The sequence below is a fragment of the Nostoc mirabile CHAB5784 genome (genome assembly GCF_020829645.1).
Classification (GTDB): domain Bacteria; phylum Cyanobacteriota; class Cyanobacteriia; order Cyanobacteriales; family Nostocaceae; genus Nostoc; species Nostoc mirabile.
The window spans coordinates 1-22,134 of record NZ_JAIVFS010000113.1; the positions used below are offsets into that span (position 1 = coordinate 1).

17 protein-coding genes are annotated in these 22,134 nt (G+C 41.8%); 5 read left to right on the plus strand and 12 right to left on the minus strand.

Translation table 11 applies throughout. The features are described from left to right. Positions 1-425 precede the first annotated feature (425 nt). Both LC653_RS37525 and LC653_RS37530 read right to left on the minus strand, forming a co-directional pair. On the minus strand, positions 426-1,322 hold the full coding sequence (locus LC653_RS37525; RefSeq protein ID WP_229500310.1) for a LysM peptidoglycan-binding domain-containing protein: 897 nt from the start codon (positions 1,320-1,322) through the stop codon (positions 426-428). 535 nt (positions 1,323-1,857) lie between these two features. Then, a complete protein-coding gene (locus LC653_RS37530; protein ID WP_229500312.1) occupies positions 1,858-6,003 on the minus strand; it encodes a non-ribosomal peptide synthetase in 4,146 nt (1,381 codons plus the stop codon). Between the two features lie 562 nt (positions 6,004-6,565). On the opposite strand from LC653_RS37530, the gene glgX reads away from it, so the two are divergent. Further along, the gene (gene glgX / locus LC653_RS37535) at positions 6,566-8,692 is read left to right on the plus strand and encodes a glycogen debranching protein GlgX (protein ID WP_229500314.1); all 2,127 of its coding nucleotides are present in this window, start codon (positions 6,566-6,568) and stop codon (positions 8,690-8,692) included. A gap of 924 nt (positions 8,693-9,616) precedes the next feature. Here the strand turns inward: glgX and LC653_RS37540 are convergent. The 3 genes from LC653_RS37540 to LC653_RS37550 form a co-directional block, all read right to left on the minus strand. Next, positions 9,617-10,435, minus strand: a complete 819-nt coding sequence (locus tag LC653_RS37540; protein WP_229500315.1) for an SDR family NAD(P)-dependent oxidoreductase — start codon at positions 10,433-10,435, stop codon at positions 9,617-9,619. Positions 10,436-10,717: 282 nt separating this feature from the next. After that, complete coding sequence (locus tag LC653_RS37545; RefSeq protein WP_229500317.1) at positions 10,718-10,957, minus strand: hypothetical protein; 240 nt, start codon at positions 10,955-10,957, stop codon at positions 10,718-10,720. A gap of 228 nt (positions 10,958-11,185) precedes the next feature. Continuing rightward, complete coding sequence (locus LC653_RS37550; protein ID WP_229500319.1) at positions 11,186-11,488, minus strand: hypothetical protein; 303 nt, start codon at positions 11,486-11,488, stop codon at positions 11,186-11,188. 124 nt (positions 11,489-11,612) lie between these two features. On the opposite strand from LC653_RS37550, the gene LC653_RS37555 reads away from it, so the two are divergent. Beyond that, positions 11,613-12,317, plus strand: coding sequence for a DUF547 domain-containing protein (locus LC653_RS37555; protein WP_229500320.1), 705 nt, complete (start codon positions 11,613-11,615; stop codon positions 12,315-12,317). Here LC653_RS37555 and LC653_RS37560 read toward each other — a convergent pair. The 3 genes from LC653_RS37560 to LC653_RS37570 form a co-directional block, all read right to left on the minus strand. Further along, entirely contained in the window at positions 12,299-13,054 is a 756-nt protein-coding gene (locus LC653_RS37560) for a TIGR04283 family arsenosugar biosynthesis glycosyltransferase (RefSeq protein ID WP_229500322.1), read from the minus strand. The two genes, LC653_RS37555 and LC653_RS37560, sit on opposite strands and share 19 nt — an antisense overlap. A gap of 138 nt (positions 13,055-13,192) precedes the next feature. Next, complete coding sequence (locus tag LC653_RS37565) at positions 13,193-13,489, minus strand: rhodanese-like domain-containing protein (protein WP_229500324.1); 297 nt, start codon at positions 13,487-13,489, stop codon at positions 13,193-13,195. Between the two features lie 167 nt (positions 13,490-13,656). After that, the gene (locus LC653_RS37570; protein WP_229500325.1) at positions 13,657-13,839 is read right to left on the minus strand and encodes a hypothetical protein; all 183 of its coding nucleotides are present in this window, start codon (positions 13,837-13,839) and stop codon (positions 13,657-13,659) included. A 269-nt stretch (positions 13,840-14,108) separates the two neighbouring features. Between LC653_RS37570 and LC653_RS37575 the strand changes: the two genes are divergently transcribed. Further along, complete coding sequence (locus LC653_RS37575; RefSeq protein WP_229500327.1) at positions 14,109-14,540, plus strand: hypothetical protein; 432 nt, start codon at positions 14,109-14,111, stop codon at positions 14,538-14,540. 72 nt (positions 14,541-14,612) lie between these two features. Here LC653_RS37575 and LC653_RS37580 read toward each other — a convergent pair whose 3' ends face one another. The 4 genes from LC653_RS37580 to LC653_RS37595 all read right to left on the minus strand — a co-directional run bounded on the left by LC653_RS37580 (position 14,613) and on the right by LC653_RS37595 (position 19,973). Continuing rightward, the gene (locus LC653_RS37580) at positions 14,613-15,617 is read right to left on the minus strand and encodes a transaldolase (protein ID WP_229500329.1); all 1,005 of its coding nucleotides are present in this window, start codon (positions 15,615-15,617) and stop codon (positions 14,613-14,615) included. A 206-nt stretch (positions 15,618-15,823) separates the two neighbouring features. Then, positions 15,824-17,254 carry a pyruvate kinase gene (gene pyk, locus LC653_RS37585; protein WP_229500331.1) on the minus strand — a complete coding sequence of 477 codons (1,431 nt, stop codon included), beginning with the start codon at positions 17,252-17,254 and terminating at the stop codon, positions 15,824-15,826. 475 nt (positions 17,255-17,729) lie between these two features. After that, positions 17,730-18,773 carry a type I glyceraldehyde-3-phosphate dehydrogenase gene (gene gap, locus LC653_RS37590; RefSeq protein ID WP_229500333.1) on the minus strand — a complete coding sequence of 348 codons (1,044 nt, stop codon included), beginning with the start codon at positions 18,771-18,773 and terminating at the stop codon, positions 17,730-17,732. 156 nt (positions 18,774-18,929) lie between these two features. Then, positions 18,930-19,973: a DUF2891 domain-containing protein gene (locus LC653_RS37595; protein ID WP_229500334.1), complete on the minus strand. Its 1,044-nt coding sequence runs from the start codon at positions 19,971-19,973 to the stop codon at positions 18,930-18,932. 309 nt (positions 19,974-20,282) lie between these two features. Here LC653_RS37595 and LC653_RS37600 point away from each other — a divergent pair, with 309 nt between their 5' ends. Beyond that, entirely contained in the window at positions 20,283-20,972 is a 690-nt protein-coding gene (locus LC653_RS37600; RefSeq protein ID WP_229500336.1) for a Uma2 family endonuclease, read from the plus strand. Between the two features lie 30 nt (positions 20,973-21,002). Continuing rightward, positions 21,003-21,842 carry a formate dehydrogenase accessory sulfurtransferase FdhD gene (gene fdhD / locus LC653_RS37605; RefSeq protein ID WP_229500338.1) on the plus strand — a complete coding sequence of 280 codons (840 nt, stop codon included), beginning with the start codon at positions 21,003-21,005 and terminating at the stop codon, positions 21,840-21,842. The last annotated feature ends 292 nt before the right edge of the window (positions 21,843-22,134 follow it).

Genomic DNA, 22,134 nt, shown 5'->3' on the forward strand with positions numbered 1-22,134 from the left:
CAAACGTGCTACCGAAGGATGTGCGCTTCCACCTCTGGATATTGGGGTTCAGGCAGTTTAGCTTTAACCATATCGTTCAGGCGTTGCAGAGCCATAACATACACGTTTTCTGTTATTCTCCGCTTTAGGAACATGCTCTTGTCCCCTCTCCCTTTCGGGTTTAGGTAAGTTGTTCGCCTTGGAGTCGATTACCCCGAACTCCAGCCAACTAGGTTGGCAATTCAATCAGTGCGTACCACGGCGCACCCTTGCAACGCATCCGGCGATAAACTTGTCATAAACTAGTAGTCTGTCAAGCTAGTTTTGAGGGTTTGTAGTAAGCACTTTAGTGCGTAGAAAACAAGGACTAAAGTCCTTACCCCTAAATTCAAAGCTGACAGACTACTAGGGATTGTCCCAGAATGTATTTGCTACATCTGTTTTGCTTAATTAAACGGAGTTTGAAATCCGCCAAATTCTCTTAAATAAGTCAGAATAGAAGTACCATTTTCATCTTGAGAAACCTGGTTATACAGCAGTAGTTGGACAACCCCTCCTTCGCCACGCAGATGAGCAGCTGCAAGAATTCCAGATATTGTGATGACTACTCCTCCTCGTTGTTGTCCGATAAATTGTCTTACGGAGAGTCCATTCTGTCCAAGTTGGCTGTTGATTCGATTTAAGTTCAATGCGAAAGCTTCTTGAATAGCCGTTTCTTGCACATTATTCTGATTATTTAAAAAATCTTGCTTGCTATTAACACCATTTTTTCCTGTCCACGTACCCTGCCACTCATTTCTACTAGCACCATTGCCATAATAAAAATTAGCTTGATAGTATCCAAGATCAATTAATAGAGCTTCACCAAATTGATACTTGCCAATAAAACCCAACTGGTTCTCAATATTATAAGGTGGATTTTCTTGTCCTGTTTCTCTTCGTCCTAAGGCTAGTAGCATATCCTGAAAACTACCCCCGCTAGCAACATGGCTGGACTGAGATTGATTGGCTTCAGGTATAACAAGTACCATTCCAACTGTGAGTTGAGTAGGATCAGGCCCAATTACAGACCGATTAGCTTCATAAATTCTTCTCCACGAAGCTTCACTACCATCACCATAAAATCTCTCAGCAATATTTGATAAAAAATCGCCAGGTGCGATTGTATATCGAGTTATATTTCTCTGCTGTGCTTGTGCAACATAATCATTTTTTTGGAAAATAGCATCGCTCAATTCAGGTAATAAAAATGATGCAGTTAAAGATGAAAAAATCACTATTACAATAGCAGGAAAATTTTTGATTGTGTGTGTGAATGTTTTGGTTTTGAGGAATGAAGTCATAAAACTTTGTAGCGAATAGGTTTGTGATTACTACGAATGTAGCTTTTGATTGTAAGATTTTCTCTTGAGTAGAAGAAGGAAATCAAGCTAATTGGTTGTTTTTCTTACTTATATTTTAAAATAAATACAAGTCTAATTAACTTATCTCCTGATGTTTTGAATGCTTCTAGAACTTTACCAGATCCATCTAGTTTATTGGCAATCTCATTCTTAAAAGTTATTAACTCTTTGCTCACAACCAAGGTTAAGAAGAAACACTCTTTACATTAACTATATTTATCAAAATTAAACTAGAATACAATAGGAAAAAGTCAGGTAAATATTCTATATAAAATTGGGTATACAATTCATCAAAAAATAAAAAAGCAGGATTTATAGGTGAAAAATTTAAAAAAATAGGAATAAATCAGGTTTAAATAGTTTCCTCGCTTGAATAGAGGCGAGAGTAGTGCAAGCACGATTTTTGCGGGAATGGGAAAAGCGATCGCCGTGGGTGTATGAGTTCAGCTTTATGAATTACTATATTAATCCATCCTTATTTTAAAGTCTGTGTTTTCTCAATACAGCCTCTTAACTGTGCGGCGAGAACCTGAATATGGGGTTTTCTCAGCATGGTTAGGTGATTGCCAGGAATATGATGAATTTCCGTTCCTCCCACAGCTAGGTGATCCCAACCCATACTCGGTTCTCCCTCAGCAACGTTTAACTGAACTCTTGTTCTGAAAAGATTAATTCGCTTAGGGTAGACTTGCGGAACGTAGTTGAGAACTGCTTGGCTATTGGCATAAAAAACACGAAGCATAGGGACAATTGCTGACTCACTTAAAAGCCTTCGCTTAGATTCATTAGATATAAGGTTGACTGTGGCATCCTCCTTTTGGATGAAATGCGAGAACAGATTTGTTTTGAGCGATCGCGTTAGCGACTCCCAAAAGGAGTATCGCGTCAACTTCTCAAAATTAGGAAATCCAGAAGTTAAACTATTAATCCGGTTTTTACTAGGAGCAGTAATTAGACACAAATAATCAAGGAAAAAGGGCCACATATATGGCACTACTGTAGTAAAAATAAACTTGAAAGCATTACTTAAAGAAGGTAGATTGCTTTTAATTGGTGCTACAGTGTCAAGCACAGCAAGTAGAGCTACTTCTTCCCCAGAATTTTGGAGTTGTTGAGCCATCTCAAAAGCAACCCAACCTCCAAAAGACCAACCTCCTATAAAATAAGGCCCTTTTGGTTGTACTGAGCGCAATGCTTTAATGTAGTGGCTAGCCATATCCTCAATACGATTTAGTGGAGTTTCCCCATCAATTCCAATAGGCTGTAGCCCATAAAGTGGCTGATTTCCCCCCAATTGATGAGCTAATTCATAATAAGGAAAGACAACACCAAAGATTGGATGGACGCAGAATAAAGGTGGATTTGAACCATTCGGTTGAATCGTAATTAAAGGAGACCATGCCAGAGAATCATTTTTGGAATATAGAGCAATTGCTAAACTTTCAATTGTTTGATTTAAAAACAGGTTAGATAAAGGGAAATCACGCTCAAACTGTTTGTTTATTTGGTCTAATAAACGTACAGCCAGCAGCGAATTTCCTCCCAAATCAAAGAAGTTGTCATGAATACCTACATTCTCAACATTAAGGACTTCAGCCCAGATTTTTGCCAAGGTTGACTCAGTTGGAGTACGAGGAGCAATAAAGGCTTTATCGATTGAGCGGCTCTGACTCTCAACTGCTTTTAGGGCATAAAGATCCACTTTGCCATTAGCCGTTAACGGCAGAGAATCCAGAATTACAAAAGCTTTTGGTATCATGTACTCTGGTAATTTTTCTTTTAGGAATTCACGTAGTTGAATAATTGTTTGCTCCTGAGTTGAGTTAGTAACAATATAAGCTAGTAAATGTTTGTTATCATATAGATTACCTTGAGCAATTACAATTGCTTTCTCTACATTATTGTGCTGACTTATAACTGTTTCAATCTCTGACAACTCAATGCGGAAGCCGCGAATTTTTACTTGATTATCAATGCGGTCTAAAAATTCGATATTACCGTCTGGTCGATATTTGGCTAAATCACCTGTCTTGTAAAGCCTTGCTCCTTTTTTACCATTAAAAGGATTGGGAATAAACTTTTTTGCAGTTAATTCGGGGTAGTTAAGATAGCCTCTTGCTAGTCCATCACCAGCGATGTATAATTCACCTAAAATCCCAATTGGTACAGGTTGTAAATGCTTATCTAATATATAAACTTCAGTGTTAGCAATTGGGCGGCCAATAGGCGGTTTAGCACTCACAGATTTAATTTCCGCAACAGTTGACCAAACGGTTGCTTCAGTAGGCCCGTAAGCATTAAAAAACTTCCGACCATAATTCCACCAACGTTTTACTATATCCTCGGAACATAATTCGCCTGCACAAATAATAGTTTGTAATGCGGGGAGGGATTCTGTAGGTAAAACTGCCAAAACCGCAGGTGTCAGGGTGACGTGAGTAATAGCTTTTTCGCGTAATAGTTGAAGCAAAGCTTTTCCAGGCAAAAGACATTCTTTCTTTGCTAAATAAAGGGTTGCTCCTATTTGCAATGCCATCACAATCTCAAAAATTGAGGCATCGAAACTTAATGATGCGAATTGCAGAATGCGGTTACTCGGTTGTAAGTTAAAAACTTCAATCTGCTCTGCTGCCAAATTAGACAGTCCTCGGTGTTCGATTAAAACGCCTTTTGGCTGCCCTGTTGAACCAGAGGTGTAGATGACATAAGCTAAGTTTTCAAGTCTTACGCAACTGTTTGGGTTTTCTCGGCTATGCTGTGTAATAGTTGCCCAATCTTTATCTATACTGATAATTTGATTTGAGAATTCTGTAAAATGCTGAAGTAATTTTTGTTGTGTCAGCAATACTGAAACTTGTGCATCTTGCAACATGAATTTAAGACGCTCTTGAGGATAGCTAGGATCTAAAGGTAAGTATGCTCCGCCAGCTTTGAGGATACCTAATAACCCGATTATCATCTCCGATGATCGCTCCACACAAATACCAACTAAAGTTTCAGTTTCTACACCTCTTTTTTTGAGATAATGTGCCAGTTGGTTACTGCGTATATTTAACTCTTTGTAGCTGAGTTTTTGATTACCAAATACTAGTGCGATCGCATCAGGACTTTTTTGCACTTGTGCTTCAAATAACTGATGAAAACACTTAGTATTTGGGTACGTTTTTTTAGTGTCATTCCAATCAATTAATAACTGCTGTCGTTCTCCTTCAGTAAGCAAAGGCAAATCTGAAATACGCTGTTTTGGATTGACGACAATACTTTCTAAAAGTATTTGGAAATGCCCCAGCATTCGCGTAATGGTGCTTTGCTCAAATAAATCGGTACTATACACCACTTGTCCTTTGAGAGTTTCCAAGTCTCGCCACAGATGAAACTCTAAATCAAGCTTTGCAATTTTGCTGTCGAAGTCGAATAACGAAAGCTTTAACCCAGGTAACTCTAGTGCTTCAATGGGAGTATTTTGCAGACTAAATACGACTTGAAATAAGGGATGGCGGCTCAAATCTCGCTCTGGGTGAAGTTCCTCCACCAGCTTTTCAAAGGGCAAATCCTGATGGGTGTATGCTCCCAAAGTTATCTCTCGCACTCGATTTAATAATTCTCGAAACGTCGGGTTCCCTGATAAATTGCTACGTAGCACCAAACTATTGACAAAAAAACCAATTAACCCTTCTAGTTCGCTACGATTACGATTAGCGATCGCTGAACCTACTACAATATCCTCTTGCTGCGTGTAGCGATAGAGCAAAGTCTGAAACGCTGCAAGCATTGTCATGAATAAGGTTACATCTTCTTGGTAGCTAAGTACCTCTAGCGCTTGAGTTAAGGAGTGTGGTAGTTCTAAAAATTGTTTTGCACCCCTGTAGGTTGGAACTGCTGGTCTTACTCGGTCGGTAGGGAGATTCAGCACCGAAATCCCATTTAATTGCTTTTGCCAATAAGCTAACTGCGTTTGTAAAGGCGAACAGCCGTTTTCCCCCACTGCTTGCAGCCACTCGCGTTGCCATTGGGCGAAATCTGCATACTGAATAGGTAGTTCTGGCAGAAGCTTAGACATCAGACATCGCTTATCTTCTACAAAAGCTTTGTATAATATTCCCAGTTCTCTAATCAGCACCCCAATTGACCAGCCATCGGCAACAATGTGATGTAGATTTAGCAGCAGCACATATTCTGCTTCATCTAGTTGTAGCAGTTTCACTCGCAGCAATGGCCCGGTAGTGAGATTGAAAGGATGTTGAGCCTCTGCGGTTGCGATTCGGCGTACTTGTGTCTCACGTTCTTGGTCGAAATTGCGTATATCTATTAGGGGAAGAGGTATGGTTAAGCTGGGTGCGATTACCTGCACTGGTTGCTGCTCTACCATAACAAACCTAGTGCGTAAGGTTTCGTGGCGACGGACAATTTCGTTGAATGTCTGCTTGAAGGCGGTAAAGTTGAGGGAACCTGTTAGGCAAAGTGCTGCTGACACATTGTAAAATGGATTGCCCGATGCTAATTGGTCGAGAAACCACAATCGCTGCTGGGCGAAAGAAGTGGGGAAGACAAAAACCTCTGCTTCATCAGAAAAATTAAGTTCTTCATCAGCCGTGAGGCCACTGAAAATATACTGGCTCATAACAATATCTTTGTTAAAAAAAGAGTATGAAGACAGAAGGATGATGTAGTAAAGTTATTTATTCCACAGCGATCGCACATTTGCTAAAAGCAACCCATGTTTGACATCCTATCACTGTAGATGATGCCTGCTACTACATATAAATGTTACAACAATAAGTCAATAAAAAAATCGGCACAATGGTTTCATAAAAGATGCTTTAGGTAAATATACATGTTGGTATAAATAAAATTATTCACTTTGGTAGATATAGATATTTGTTATTTTTTGTAAGCTAATGAAGCTGAAAAAATTTGCAAATAAACTTGTTAGTAGATTTATGAGTTTAAAAGTAACAAGGACGATACCAATATTTTCAGTTAATAATATCTAATTTTTATTATTGCCTAAAACTGAAATAAGTTATTTTTATAGATTTTTTAAAATTTTTAAGGATAAAATAGTAATATTTAGTTAATTCAAATTTATTAGCCTTAACGTTGAAATTAACTTATAAAAATTACTATTAAACACATTTTCAAGTTTGTTACTAACACTAAAATTAGCTTTTGGTACTTCACTTATGTATATAGCTGTATGGCCTGGAAATGTATATCCCTTGGGTGCTACTTGGGATGGGAAAGGCACTAACTTTGCTTTGTTTTCCGAAAATGCAACAGGTGTAGAACTTTGTTTATTTGATGCTGATAATCATGAAATTCGCTTGCCTTTAACAGAAAAAAATAATTTTGTTTGGCACGCTTATCTACCAGGAGTAGGGCCTGGACAACGCTATGGATTTAGAGTACATGGCCCTTGGGCCCCAGAACTTGGTCATCGCTTTAACCCTAATAAACTACTAATTGATCCCTATGCTAAGGCAATTGATGGGGAAATTAGTGATAGTCCAGCTAATTTTGGCTACTCTTTAGATGCAGCAGAACAAGACCTAGCTTTTTCTGATTTAGATAATGCCGAAATGATGCCAAAGTGTATTGTTGTCGATCAGTCTTTTGATTGGGGAGACGACAAACTACTTTCTATACCGTGGCACGAAACTATTATTTATGAAACTCACGTTAGAGGCTTTACTAAGCTACACCCAGAAATTCCAGAAGAATTACGTGGTACTTATGCAGGGCTAGCACATCCAGCCGCAATTCAATATCTGCAACAACTAGGAATCACATCTGTGGAATTGATGCCTGTGCATCACTTTTTATCTTCTCCAGGATTTCTGGTGGATAAAGGACTTAAAAACTATTGGGGTTACGATTCCATTAATTATTTGACACCCTACTCCGGTTACAGTGCTAGTGGCTCACTCGGACAGCAAGTCACCGAGTTTAAGCAGATGGTCAAGAACTTACACTCTGCTGGCATTGAAGTAATTTTAGATGTAGTTTATAACCACACTGGCGAAGGCAATCATTTAGGGCCAACATTGTCACTGCGAGGCATCGATAATGCCGTGTACTATCGCTTGGTTAAAGATAATTCCCGTTACAACATGGACTTCACTGGCTGCGGCAACTCTCTGAACGTGCGTCATGCCCAAGTTCTGAAGTTAATCATGGATAGCCTGCGCTATTGGGTAACAGAAATGCATGTTGATGGCTTTCGCTTTGATTTAGCTTCGGCATTAGCGCGAGAACTATATGAAGTAGACAATCTCGCAGCTTTTTTTGATATTATTCATCAAGATCCAGTTCTGGCAGATGTGAAGCTGATTGCTGAACCTTGGGATTTGGGAGAAGGCGGTTATCAAGTTGGCAATTTTCCTTTACGTTGGTCTGAATGGAATGGCAGATATCGTGATACTGTCCGGGATTTTTGGCGTGGTGAGGATGATAGCCTCGGACAATTTGCTTATTGTTTTACTGGCAGCCCTGACCTTTACCAAGCAAACGGGCGTAATCCCAGTGCCAGTATTAATTTCATCACTGCTCATGATGGCTTCACGCTCAATGATTTGGTCAGCTACAACGAAAAGCATAATCAGGCCAACGGCGAAGATAGCCGGGATGGGGAAAGCCATAACCGCTCTTGGAATTGCGGTATAGAAGGAGAAACTGATGACCCAGACGTAATTCGCTTACGGGAACGTCAGCGACGCAACTTTTTAGCAACTCTAATGCTGTCGCAAGGCATACCCATGCTATTAGCAGGAGATGAAATTGGTTGCACTCAGAGGGGTAACAACAATGCCTACTGCCAAGATAATGAAATTTCCTGGCGTGATTGGAGTTTACAAAAGTCTAATTCCGAACTCCTAGATTTTAGCCGCGAACTCATTTATTTTCGTCATCAGCATCCAGTATTTAGACGGCGTAAGTGGTTTCAAGGTCGTCCTATTCACGGTTTTGGGATCAGTGATATTGGTTGGTTTAATGCCGATGGCAGCGAAATGACTGAAAAGCAGTGGCTAGTTAGTTATGCCAAAGCTATGGAAATTTTCTTGAATGGCGAGGGCATTGTTACTCCTGGCCCCCGTGGTGAACGGATTATTGATGAGAGCTTTCTGCTATTTTTTAATGCTCACTACGAAATGATTGAGTTTGCCTTACCTAATGTTTTTAAAGATAGGGAATGGGAAATAGTTATTGACACCAACGAACCTCGCTTCCTTAGCCCAGGAAAATTGATTATGGGTGAGCAAACTGTGCCAGTTACAGACCGTTCTATCATGGTATTACGTCGTCTTGCTTAGTAGCACAAAAATATCAAGTGTTATAACGGTTCTCGGTTGGGTGCAATAAATATATAGCATTCCTAAATAATTCGTAAACTTCTTTCCTTGTTTTCTTGGCGGCTTCTCTACGAGACGCTACGCGTTGGCGGAAGCCGACGCACCAGAAGGCGGTTCGATAATTTTTACAACTCAAATAGGATTGCTATAGTAGTCCCAATACTGTTCGGTTAAGCCTAAAAAATAACTCCAATGTAGGTTGGGTTGTAGGTTGGGTTGAGGAACGAAACCCAACATTTTCAGAGGTTTGTTGGGTAACACTTAAGTTCAACCCAACCTACAAATTTTTTTAAACGAGCAGTATTGATAGTAGTCCTATTTGATTCGTGAAAAATATAGATAAGGAAACGAACCGCCAAGGACGCATAGACACGTTCGCGGAGCGTCTCGTAGAGAAGTGGCTTCCCGTAGGGTAGGACGCAAAGGGAAGAAAGAAGAAAGAGATATATAATTATTCACAAATGATTTAGGGCTGCTGAAACAGGGACGCATTATTTCTCTCTACGAGACGCCAAAGGCGAACGCGCCTTGTGTCTCGAAATAATAAATATTTTTACTTTTGGGCATAAATAAATTTAGGGCTGGTGAAACCCTTGTGGCAGGTTCAGAGGGAACAGGGAACGGGGAACAGGCAACAGGGAAAACCCCTGTTTAAAAACAGGGGATTGAAATAAGGACACTGTTTTTTTTCGTTGCACTCTCCCTCAAAAAACATCTTTTTTTTGACTGAGCTTTAAACTCAGAACTAAAGTTTTAGGGAACAAAGAACAGGACACTTTCTGTTCTCTGTTCCCTGTTCCCTGTTCCCTTTTTTAGTAATTTAAATATCTTTCCCTCTGCCCCCTGCCCCCTGCCCCCCTGCCTCTTCGGTCACTGTAAATGTGACTAACTTCGTTCTTCCATGCCGAAGAGGCGCCGAAAAGCTGACTGCATCAAATTAGGAGACAAGTGATAAATTGCTTTCCAAAAGTTTGTTGTGCCTACCATGACATCAGAACGCTGATCCTTTACTGCTTCCCAAATTGATTTTGCTACATCTTCAGGCTTTTCTAGTACAGGAGTTTGAATTGCTTTACCTACTAACTCAGAACGCGCCTGAGCCGTTTCCTCGTCCTTACCGCGAAACATTGCTCGTTCCATCAGTTGAGTACTGATAAAACTAGGATAAATTCCGCTAACGTGAATGCCTTTAGGTGATAACTCTGCGTGTAACGATTTTGTCAATCCAGTTATGGCGTACTTAGTGGTTGTGTAAGGAATGTGATAAGGAATCGGTTCTATACCACCAATAGAACTGACATTAACAATGGTTCCTTTGCGACGTTCTAACAAATGGGGCAGGATGGCATTAATAGTATGGATGTAGCCCCACAAATTGGTATCAATTATTTGATGCCAATCATCTAAGCTAAAATCCTCGACGGGCCCTAAGCAAAAGATACCTGCATTATTAATTAATACGTCTATGTGACCGAAATGAGCTATTGCCTTCTGGATCAGGTTGTTCACTTGTAAAGGATCTTTCACATCGCAAGAAATAGCGATCGCTTCTTGTCCAAGTTCCCGTATCTGTGCAGCAGTAGCTTCTAAACGGTCAAGTTGACGAGCTGCCAACACAACATCATAGTTGTGACGGGCAAATAATAATGCTGTAGCTTTGCCAATTCCTTGCGATGCGCCTGTAATAATTACTGTATTTTTCATAATGTCAGTTGCTTTTTGTTGTGCGTCTTAGAGGTTGTTTTAAAAATGGTACTTGAGGTATCCAAAACTTTAAATCCTCCTTTTTAAGGAGGACTTTGAGAAACTTATATTCCAATACGCTTGGGTTAAGGCTAAAACCCTTTGTGAAATCAATTTTTTTAATGTAGACGCAAAGCGGCTTGCCGCAGGCTACCACAGAGGCGCAGAGAACACAGAGAGAAGGAAAAAATGCTTAACTGAACTGTATTGACTTATAGGAATCCGATTAATCAACAACGCCAATTATTGCTGCGTTCTAATTTCCTTGAGTAACGCCTCATCAGAGTATTCTTCTTCCCATTTACCCTGTAGCTTCAGCCGTACAGACTGTGCGCCGCCACTAGGAGTACAGACAACCCAGTAGGTATTTGGTTCTCCTTCGACTCCAGCTGCATCTTGAGCTTTTGAGATATCTGAAAGACCTGAAAATGCTTGAATACAAGTCCATGTAATTCCATCTGAATCTTTAATTTCTCTTTCCATGTCTATTCTTAGTTAACGTGAACTGGGTAAAATTTCTGGTTGATCATCCAAACTGAGAGGTTGTTTGAAAAGTATTTCGCTGTGACTTTAGACACTTTTAGATCCCCCCTAACCCCCCTTAAAAAGGGGGGAATCGGAATCAAAGTCCCCCTTTTTAAGGGGGATTTAGAGGGATCTAGGATTTTTGATACCGACAACAGGACTTTTCAAACATCCTCTGAGAAGGAATTAAATTAAATCTGTCTGTTCTTGAGTGGTGAAGCCAGCTTCTGCATCTACCCAATAAGTGTGTCCTCTGCCGTTAGTCAGGCTGGCACGCATACCCAGTGGTACAAGGGAATTTGCAGGTACGTCTAATCCTGTACTCAAAAGTGTGCCAGCTTTAAAAGTGCGTATACCTATTGTTACATCTTCATTTATAGTAATTCGGAGATTCGTTGTATGTTTACCGCCAAGTTTAGCGATCGCCTGACCCACGGTTATCATATTAATCGGGCCGTTCAGCGCCCCAACTACATCAGTTTGCCGCATTGATATTTTCCATTCCAGTCAATCCTTTTGTAATTCCATTAGTTAATACTGAGATATCTAACCTATTTTCTCAATTTGGATTGTTATAGATAAAAACAAAGGCTAACGTATCAACACAGCGATAATGATTAATTTTGAACCTTGGGACAGATTATTGCGTCAGTATGTTGATCAACAGGGTCGTGTAGACTATGTTGCTTGGAAAAAAGAGCAACCTCAAGCAATTGCAGATTGGTTATCTAGCGAAAAAAATCTGGCTTTTAAATCTAATAGCAACAGTCTCGAACAATTGGCATTGTGGATCAACCTTTATAATGCGTTCACCATTTCGACAATTTTGGAGAGATACCCCATAGAGTCGATTCGTCCGCGAATTTTAGGGATTCCCAACTGGCTAGCTTTTTTGTGGTTCTTCCAACGTCGTGCTTATTATATCTTTGGGGAAAGTTATAGTTTAGCTGAAATTGAGAACTCTATTTTAAGGGATAAATTGCAGGAGCCACGAATTCATTTTGCGATCGTTTGTGCTTCGGTTGGTTGTCCTTTACTACGTTCGGGAGCTTACTTTCCTGAGCAAGTCAGTCAGCAATTAGATGAAGATGCACGTCGTTTCATAAATAACCCTGAAAAAGTCCGTTATGACATGGAGAGCAAAACACTTTACTGTAATAAAATCTTGAAGTGGTATCGTCAGGATTTTTTAAAGGTTGCACCCTCCATTCCCGAATACATTCGCTCCTACTTAAAAACAGACTATCCCCTTAATGCCTCAACGCGGATATCCTATCTTCATTATGACTGGAGCCTAAATCAGCGAATATCTTTATAAAACTGTTTAAGATAATTTGCATTAACGCCAATCCCCCACAAAAGGCCAATATAAAGGTAAATTGCAGTTGCTTTGAAGCTACCCCATTTGGCTACGCGACGATCTGAGGAGTGAACAATACGATTTACCAGATAAATACGTCCTTTTTTAACTAACTTCAGGCATAAATCTCCATCCTCCATAATTGGCAATGCCTCATCAAATCCGCCACAATCCCAAAAATCAATCCGACGACAGAACATTACTTGATCTCCAAACAACAGACGCAATCCTCGAAAAAATAGGTGAGGCTTAAATAATAGTGGTGCGTAGTAGGTTTTTAGATAATTATGTAGAGAGATACCCCAACGAGTTGTTTGAGATCCTGACATCAGAGAAATGAACCCCCCGCAAGCAACGCTAGGCTCTGCCAGAGTCTTATTGATGACGGTGATTAGATCATCTGGAACCCAAGTATCTGCATGAAGAAAGCAAAGAATATCTCCAGTTGCTGCTGATGCTCCATAGTTCATCTGAAGAGAACGCCCTGGCTGTTGAGATGAAAGAACTTGTACATTCAAAGTTTGATTAAATGACTCAAAAATTTGCTTTGCAACTGTCACCGTCTGATCTTGACTGCCCCCATCTACCACTATCACCTCAGAAGCAAGAGGATTAAGTAAAGTCAGTTGGCGCAATGTACGCCCTAAGTTAGTTGCTTCATTTAAAGTAGGAATGATAATAGAAACTTGAGACATACCGATTTAGTAGTTTTATCGTTATCTTTATTTTACTTGTTGATGTTGCTCGGCTTTAGTCCAAAGAGAAATCGGACAATCTTGAAACGTTTTATAAATATTTCATACAAAGCATTTGTCACTAAAACGGTTGCTGTACTAATAATTAAAAATTTTGCAGCTATGCCTAAATTCCATTGCACTACATAAAAAGATATCACTACTAAAACTGTCTGATGAAAGTGCTGCTAAGTCAGGTGTAAGAGTATCTATCTGCACGGCTGTTTCAATATGGCTCACCGCATACTCTGTCTGACTTCGTGCATCTACCACTAATGGCCGCGGCTTTGCAGAATCTAATAGCAATTGAGCTAATTCTTTGCTTGTAATTTCCTCAACATTAGGAAACTGCAATCTAATCAGAAGTTTAAGAAAGTTAAAGGTAAGTGATGGCACTTGTAAAAATACTCTCTCGTTTTTATAGATAATTTTAAGTGTCAATCAAGCTATATAGCGGTTCTCGTTTATGTGAGGTACACCCGTAGGGGCACGGCATGCCCATTGGTGTCAACTTAACGTGAAACCCTTGCAATGACGTTATATCAAGTCCACTCAATTACTAATTAAGCCGTCGTCACCCCACCCCGCTTTTGTCTAACGACAAAATCTCCCCTCACCGGGAACGGGGAGGGGAGATTTTGGGGAGCCAGTGCGGTCTTGGGGTCTCCCCAAGTGGAGCCGGATAGCGTGTGGGGTAAAATGACTGTGGAATGAGCTTTCTGACTTAAGTTGACACCAATGGGCATGCCGTGCCCCTACAGCTTGCGATATAATGTTGTACCGCATCTGAGTGGGAACCGCTATAACTGTACTTAAAGCATTGAGAAAAATTACATTTTCTTAGACATCGCTATTTATTTACACAGTTTGATGCAATTTACCATTATCCATAAGGCTGAATTTTAAATCCACGATTTTATCCTAAATTAAGTTTAAAAAAAGTGGATGAACGATAATTTGCTGGCTTTAAGGTGTTTAATAAAGTTATTATCCAAAGTCTAGTAGAAGCAAAAACATGAAAGGTTTCAAGAAGTTATCTTCAATAGCGCTATTGCTATGTGCCTTTGTGTATCCGCCCTCATTAGCTGAAGCAAAGGATATTTCTCTAAGTAATGCTCGCAATGAACAAAGCGCTGCACCAGAGGCTAACTTAGTTGGAGATAAAACTGGAGAGCTTTTAATTGCTCAATGGCGGCCAAGACGATACCGAATTATTCGACAACGACAGCCTTACGGACGATACCAAATTATTCGACGCCGACAGCCTTACGGACGATACCAAATTATTCGACGCCGACAGCCTTACGGACGATACCAAATTATTCGACGCCGACAGCCTTACGGACGATACCAAATTATTCGACCACGGCAGCAGTTTAGGCAACGGCAGATTATCCAGCGACGGCAGCCTTACGGACGATACCAGATTATCCGCCGTCGTTATTAATGAGGACTGATGCAACTAACTAATGGTTAGTGGTTGAATCACCAACCACTAACCACTAACTATGGTTACGTTCTAATGAGCTGCTACTACCTCTGTTTCAAGGCGAACCAGTCGGTCTGCTAAAAGTTTCTCAAGGTCTTCTAGTGCCTTGGTGAAACCTTTGATGCCCTCATCTAGTTTGTCGGTTGCCATGCGGTCTGCGGCATGCATCTTGTCATAGGTAGCTTTGTCAATGGATATCTTTTCAATTTCCAAGTTTGCTGCCTTAGCAGGGTCGAGTTTGCGTGGCAGTTCTCCAACTGTTGCTTGCAATTCAGCCAAAAGTGATGGCGAAATGGTCAGCAAGTCACTACCTGCAAGTTCAGTGATTTCACCGAAGTTACGGAAGCTAGCTCCCATAACTTCGGTTTTATAGCCGAATTTCTTGTAGTAGTTGTAGATTTTGGTGACGGACAAAACTCCTGGATCTTCGGCTGCTAGGTAGCTATCGCGTCCGGTATCTTTTTTGTACCAGTCAAGAATCCGACCGACGAAGGGAGAAATTAGGGTAATGCCGGCTTCTGCACAGGCGATCGCTTGGTGAAGACCAAACAACAAGGTAAGGTTACAGTGAATACCTTCTTTTTCGAGAATTTCCGCAGCGCGAATACCTTCCCAGGTTGTGGCAATTTTAATTAAGACGCGATCGCGGCCAATTCCAGCAGCTTTATACTGGGCAATTAAGTCCCGTGCTTTAGTCAGGGTAGCTTCGGTATCGTAGGACAAGCGAGCATCCACTTCCGTAGAAACGCGACCGGGAATGATTTGCAAAATCTTTAATCCAAAGGCAACTGCCAAACGGTCAAAAGCTAGAGAAACTATCTGTGCTTGAGTGGCTCCGGCTCCAGCATCTTTCTTCGCTTGGAGTAAAGTTTGATCGACAATTCCCTGATATTCTGGCATCTGCGCCGCAGCAGTAATCAGTGAAGGATTGGTGGTAGCGTCTTGGGGTTTGAACTTTTCAATTGCCTGGATATCCCCTGTATCTGCGACCACAACAGTCATTTGTCGCAATTGTTCCAGTAAATTCTTAGACATAAAATACTCCGTGATGTTTGTTTAGGATTTACTTATTCCCCACCAAATTAGTGCTGAGTGCTGAGTTAGGAGTTATTATTCTGCTCCTTGCCTTCCTACTCCCTACTCCCCACTCCCTAGTTCCTCCAATTCTGATTCTGGCAATTTTTCTTAATCATTGCCCAATTTTGCTTACTATCTTCAGCCACAGCCCTATTCTAAGTGCCTTATGCAGAAATTGGCTGTCCAATGGAATGCACTTTAATTAAACTAGTTGTTCCTGATTTACCAATTGGAACACCAGAGGTAATTACTACTTTATCGCCCTTATTCGCTAAACCCATGTCTACAACTGTGTTCACCACATTGGTAAACATCTCTTCGGCATTGTGGACTGGTGGGATCAGTAAAGCTTCCACACCCCAAGAAAGCGCTAGTTGGCGATAAGCGGTGATGTCAGAGGTAAGGGCAATAATGGGAGAAGTAGGCCGGTATTTAGACACCATTCTCGCTGTACTTCCTGATGTAGTGTTACAGAGAATTGCCCGTGAGCCTGTTTCATAAGCGATGCGACACACAGATTCTGCCACAGATTCGGTAACGCTAAGACTGCCTGCTTCATGACACCAGGCATGTCTGCTACCCTCATCTAGAGCCTGTTCTGTCCGCACGGCGATGTTGTGCATCATCTCGACGGCGGCGATGGGATATTGGCCGACAGCGGTTTCACCAGAAAGCATTACTGCATCCGTACCATCTAAGATGGAGTTGGCAACATCGGTGGCTTCGGCGCGGGTGGGGTCAGGGGCGCTAATCATCGACTCTAGCATTTGGGTGGCTGTAATCACCGGTTTGCCAGCACGATTGCAACGGCGAATAATATCTTTTTGAATTAGGGGCACTTCGTGAATTGGCACTTCTACCCCTAAATCGCCACGGGCAATCATAATTGCGTCGGCAACATTCAGAATCGAGTCAAAATTCTCTACTGCCTCTGCTCTTTCGATTTTGGCAATTAAGCGAATGGAAGCACCAGCAGCTTCAATCATTCGCTTGGCGGGTTCTAAGTCTTGTGGCGATCGCACGAAGGACACCGCTACCCAGTCTACACCCAACTGAATCCCAAAGCGTAGATCCAGCAAGTCTTTTTCGGTGATCGAACTAACAGGTAAAGGAGTTTGTGGTAAGTTTACTCCTTTGTGTGTAGAAATTAACCCGCCAATTTTAACTTGTGCCCGAATGCGATCGGCATCACGAGCAGTAACAATCAACTTGACGCGGCCATCATTAATCAAAATCGGTTCGCCTGGTCGCACCATTGCGAACAAAGTCGGTAATGGTAGAGGTAGTTCGTCGATACTCTCACCTTTTTCTTGCAAAACAAAGGTGACTTCACTACCAGCTTCTAAATTTAACCCTTCTGGTGGTAAAGTTCCCAAACGAATCTTCGGGCCACACAAGTCTTGCATAATTGCGATCGGCTTTTGCTGCTCAGTACTAATTTGTCTGAGATAGTGAGCAGTTTGGGCGTGGAATTCATAAGCGCCGTGGGAAAAATTCAGCCGCGCCACATTCATTCCAGCTTTTACTAAGGCTTGCAGCTTTTCGGGTGCAGATGTAGCCGGGCCAACAGTACAAATGATTTTGGTTCGACGCATAGGGATTAGGGGTTGAGGAGTAACCTGCAAATTTGGATGGTTTATACCAATTTGTAATTCGTAATTCGTAATTCGTAATTCGTAATTCGTAATTAAGAGACTTCAGATTTTATCTGGGTTGCCCGGTTTAAATCTTTAGCCTTCTTTTGAAGAATTGGTATTATGCGATGCCTCACCGATAGCGCAGCGTTAGCCAGGCTTCTCCCAAAGGGAGACGCCAAGGGCGATAGCGAACGCGAGTGCGTCTCCAAGAGTTGCGTTAGCGAGTCCGCGAGCGTCACAGTCAGTTGTAGACATCGCCCAAACCATCCAAATTTACATGTGCTTCATATCACTGGTTTGCTAAGTAAAGATACTAAATTACGTTTGGTTTTTGAAGTATTTACCATTTGACCCAAATCCCAAAAGTCAAGGGTCAAAAGTCAAAAGTTAATGACCAATGACCAATGACCAATGACTAATGACTAATGACCAATCAAACCACAGCAACTGTCGGTGCGAGTTTTTCCTTCTGTGACATAGACAACATCAGGTCAATCACGCGATTCGAGTAGCCCCACTCGTTGTCATACCAGGCAATTACCTTAAAGAAGTTAGAATTTAATTCAATTCCAGCACCTGCGTCGAAGATACTGGAATGGGTATCGCCTTGAAAATCTGTGGAAACTACTTCTTCATCTGTGTAACCCAGGATACCTGCTAGTGACCCTGCGGCAGCCTCCTTCATGGCAGCACAGATTTCTTTATAACTAGTGGCTTTGGCAGTTTTGAAAGTTAAATCAACTACAGAGACATCGGGAGTCGGAACTCGTAATGCCATACCAGTCAGCCTACCCTTCAATTCTGGTAAAACCAACGCTACGGCTTTAGCTGCGCCTGTGGAAGAGGGAATAATATTCTGGCTTGCACCTCGACCACCCCGCCAGTCTTTCTTGCTGGGGCCGTCTACAGTTGGCTGGGTGGCAGTCATGGCATGGACTGTGGTCATTAACCCTTCAGTCAACCCAAAGTTGTCATTGATGATCTTAGCTATGGGAGCTAGACAGTTTGTAGTGCAGCTAGCATTGGAGACAATGATATCCTTGGTGGAGTCAAATAGGTGATGATTGACACCCATGAGCAGGGTAGCAACTCTATCTGGATCTTTAGTGGGAGCGGAAATTACTACTCGCTTTGCACCTGCCTTCAGGTGGTTGGCGGCCCCTTCATGGTCAGTGAAGAGTCCGGTAGCTTCCACCACATAATCTGCACCTAATTGTCCCCAAGGTAACTCTGCTGGGTTCCTCACCGACACGCAAGGGATGAAGTGCCCGTCAATGAGGATACCATCTTCCTTGGCCTCAACCTTGTGCTTTAATTTGCCGTGGGTTGAGTCGTACTTTAATAGGTAAGCAAGATTATCTGGTGGTACTAGGTCGTTAATGCCTATAAACTCAATGTTGGGGTTATCGATGCCAGCGCGAAGCACAAGTCGCCCGATTCGACCGAAGCCATTGATACCAACCTTCAATTTAGTCAAGATTAAACCTACCCTTGTGGAAAGTTGAACAAAAGGAGAAAGTTAAAAGTCAAAATAGATTGCCTTTTACTCTTTACTCTTTGATCCTGACAGTATCAGTCAGCTAAGACATATTTACTTGGCATATTTTAAGGATTGGGGCATTGGGCATGGGGATTAACTAATTTGCCTTTGCAAGCCACGATTCGTTAGGAGGTAAACAGCAAAAGTTCCTACCCAGTGACTAGCTGCATAATGTTCACTTACAATATCTCCTAGTCCATGCTGACGATGATAAAGGGCAGCAGAGCGGAGTGTTTGTATGCGGCGATCGCTATTTGCCAATCCAGAAATGATACCCTCAAGCATCCAAGCACGACTGAGATTAAGACCCCAGAAGTGGGATTGCATATAATCTTTAGGATTATCTACTCCGGGTGGTTGTAACCAATTTTCTGAAGTCTCAATCGGTATTTGTGGAAGAAAATCGGTCAGCCAGTCAGCGAAAGCTGTTGTTGGCAGAATTCGCCGCATGAGGTCTGCTTCAGCAAGTCCAGGAGAGAGAAAATCGTAACCAAGCGGCTCGAATTGTAACGAGTAGTTGCGATCGCTCAGATAAAATTGCCGTGCCTTATTCTCTACTAACTGAGTAAAATCAGTATTTTCGGTAATCCGTGCCCAATCTAACATCAAACCAAGTGCAAAAGCTGTTTGGCTATGCATCCCTGTGCGATTTGGGAGTTTCAGTCCGTCAATCCAGCGCTGTAAATTACCTGCAATCAACTTTTCTAGCGGTTCCAATATAACCCGCCATTCTTTCGCTTGAGCATGATTCCACTCGTGAAGTTCCGCAGCCAGTTGTAAAAGCCATGCCACACCATAAGGAAATTCAAAAAAGGGCAGCCGTTGGAAATGAGCAATTTCTCCTTGAATCTTCTCAGGTGTTAGGCTTTGCTCAAGTGCTTGCTTTGACGCTGCATTAAAGGAGGCTTCAGGAAAATGACGCATAAGACGTACCAGCAACCAGTGACCATGTACGGCTGAATGCCAATCTAAGCAGCCATAAAAAGCAGGAGTCAATTGACGCGGTGGTTTTATATCCTCGTCGCTATCAGCCCAATACAGACCACTGTGGGGATACTCCCGCTCGATACAATCCAGCACCAATTGAGCAAATTGTGCCGCAGTCGTTTCATTAATCTCCAAATTATCGGGTGGCATGGTCGAAAAGAGGATAAGGGGCAGGGGGCAGGGGGATCTAAAACTGCGGATTATAGAAAAACAAACCTAATAAGTAAGCGTACAGAATTAATTACAGTCATTGCGAGCGAAGAGAAGCAATCCCAGCCGCAAGCGAATTGCTTCATTTCGCTTCGCTGCATTCGCAATGACATTGTGTAATTAATTTTGTTTATCCTAAGCTGCTATGAGCATAGACGCAGAGCAACTGCTAGTCAGATATCGTAGCCAACACCATCTATAAACTTCTACTGCTACGCTAAACTTAATGTCACTCCAAAACTTGCCCTCATGTCCGCCGCCAAAGATTTTGAACTCCCAAAAGATGTAATATTTCCTCCAGGAGACTTATATAGTGATGAACCGCCTTTGGAAAGTGAATTACATCTACGCCAAATAATTCTGCTATTACAATGTTTAGAATTCTGGTGGCAAAATCGCAATGACTTTTATGCTGCGGGTAATTTGACAATTTACTACAGTCCACGCCAGCGTAAATCAGAAGACTTCCGGGGGCCAGATTTTTTTGTAGCTCTGGGATGTGAACGCAAAGTTCGTAAAAGTTGGGTAGTATGGCAAGAAGACGGCAAATATCCCAATATCATTGTAGAGCTTCTGTCTGACCCCACAGCAGCGATCGACAAAGGTCTAAAAAAACAAATTTTTCAAGATATTTTTCGCACTCCGGAATATTTCTGGTTTGACCCAAATAATTTAGAATTTGCTGGGTTTATCTTAGTTGGAGGTACTTATCAACCTATAGAATCTAACCCTCAAGGTTGGTTGTGGAGTCAGCAACTAAGTTTGTACTTGGGTGTTCATGAAAATAAATTGCGTTATTTTACCCCAGAAGGACAGCTAATTCCCACACCTGAAGAATTTGCTCAACAACAGGTGCAACGTGCCGAACAAGAAAAACAAAGAGCCGATCACTTAGCCGCAAAACTGCGAGAATTAAATATTGATCCAGAAAATTTATAAAAGTTGATCATGCCTAAAATTTTATAGGTGATGAATACACAAACTGGCAGTAAAACCAAAGCACAAGTTTGGGTTGTGGAAAATGGTAAAATGCGATCGCGTTTAGACCAACTCACCACCGAAGAACCTTTAGAAATTCGCCTTGCCCCTTTCCAGAAGACGGTAGCTGTAACAATGCGGACACCAGGGGCAGATTTTGAACTAGCTGCTGGTTTCCTCTACAGTGAAGGAGTCGTTAGCTGCAGAGAAGATATCCGACGTATCAGTTACTGTGTAGATGAATTAGTAGATGGTGAGCAGCGCTATAACATTGTAAATGTAGAACTGCGGGATGGTTTGATTCCAGACTTACAGCTTTTGGAGCGTCATTTCTACACTAGTAGCGCCTGTGGGGTGTGTGGTAAAGCTAGCCTTGAGGCTTTGCATCTGCGGGGATGTTCAGTGATTCCTTCTGGCCCAACGGTAACACCTGAGATCATCTACAGCCTACCTGATAAGCTCCGGGCTGCTCAAGGTATCTTCACTGCTACAGGGGGTTTGCACGCTGCGGCTACCTTCAATGCTCAAGGACAACTGTTAAACCTGCATGAGGATGTTGGACGACACAATGCTTTGGATAAATTGATTGGTACAGCTTTGCTCAGTGACGAGTTGCCTTTAAATAATTGTATTGTTTTAGTGAGCGGGCGCTCTAGTTTTGAGATTTTGCAAAAGTCTACAACTGCTGGAGTTCCCATTGTCTGTTCTGTTTCTGCTCCCAGTAGTTTGGCGGTTTCTGTCGCCAAGGAATTCGGAATTACCTTAATAGGATTCCTGCGCGGAGAACGATTCAATATTTACACTGGTTTACAGAGAATAAACGCTGCTTAAGAACACTTTCGTAGGGTGTGTTACCGCGAAGCGTAATGCACCGAAAGTATTGGGATGGTGCGTTAGCTACGAAACAAAAAAGATAAGAGATACAGGGGTTATCAGTCCTGTATTTTAGCCGTCTTGAGCCAAGATTTTGAGCCTTTAATTGCTATAAACAGCAGATTAACAATTCAAAATTCAAAATGACGCTCTCTACGAGACGCTGCGCGAACGCGGACTCGCTCATAGCGTTGCCATGCCGTTGGCGCAGCCTAAGAAGAGAAGGCTTTACGCTGCGCTAACAAAATTC

Excerpts from the sequence above, each read along its gene's own strand:
- LC653_RS37560 (WP_229500322.1), bottom strand. The coding sequence starts at position 13,054 with ATGTCTCAAGTTTCTATTATCATTCCTACTTTAAATGAAGCAACTAAC.
- LC653_RS37580 (WP_229500329.1), bottom strand. The coding sequence starts at position 15,617 with ATGTCTAAGAATTTACTGGAACAATTGCGACAAATGACTGTTGTGGTC.
- LC653_RS37540 (WP_229500315.1), bottom strand. The coding sequence starts at position 10,435 with ATGAAAAATACAGTAATTATTACAGGCGCATCGCAAGGAATTGGCAAA.
- fdhD (WP_229500338.1), top strand. The coding sequence starts at position 21,003 with ATGAATACACAAACTGGCAGTAAAACCAAAGCACAAGTTTGGGTTGTG.
- LC653_RS37595 (WP_229500334.1), bottom strand. The coding sequence starts at position 19,973 with ATGCCACCCGATAATTTGGAGATTAATGAAACGACTGCGGCACAATTT.
- LC653_RS37570 (WP_229500325.1), bottom strand. The coding sequence starts at position 13,839 with ATGCCCATTGGTGTCAACTTAAGTCAGAAAGCTCATTCCACAGTCATT.
- LC653_RS37550 (WP_229500319.1), bottom strand. The coding sequence starts at position 11,488 with ATGCGGCAAACTGATGTAGTTGGGGCGCTGAACGGCCCGATTAATATG.
- glgX (WP_229500314.1), top strand. The coding sequence starts at position 6,566 with ATGTATATAGCTGTATGGCCTGGAAATGTATATCCCTTGGGTGCTACT.
- LC653_RS37525 (WP_229500310.1), bottom strand. The coding sequence starts at position 1,322 with ATGACTTCATTCCTCAAAACCAAAACATTCACACACACAATCAAAAAT.
- pyk (WP_229500331.1), bottom strand. The coding sequence starts at position 17,254 with ATGCGTCGAACCAAAATCATTTGTACTGTTGGCCCGGCTACATCTGCA.
- LC653_RS37555 (WP_229500320.1), top strand. The coding sequence starts at position 11,613 with ATGATTAATTTTGAACCTTGGGACAGATTATTGCGTCAGTATGTTGAT.
- LC653_RS37600 (WP_229500336.1), top strand. The coding sequence starts at position 20,283 with ATGTCCGCCGCCAAAGATTTTGAACTCCCAAAAGATGTAATATTTCCT.
- LC653_RS37575 (WP_229500327.1), top strand. The coding sequence starts at position 14,109 with ATGAAAGGTTTCAAGAAGTTATCTTCAATAGCGCTATTGCTATGTGCC.
- LC653_RS37545 (WP_229500317.1), bottom strand. The coding sequence starts at position 10,957 with ATGGAAAGAGAAATTAAAGATTCAGATGGAATTACATGGACTTGTATT.
- LC653_RS37530 (WP_229500312.1), bottom strand. The coding sequence starts at position 6,003 with ATGAGCCAGTATATTTTCAGTGGCCTCACGGCTGATGAAGAACTTAAT.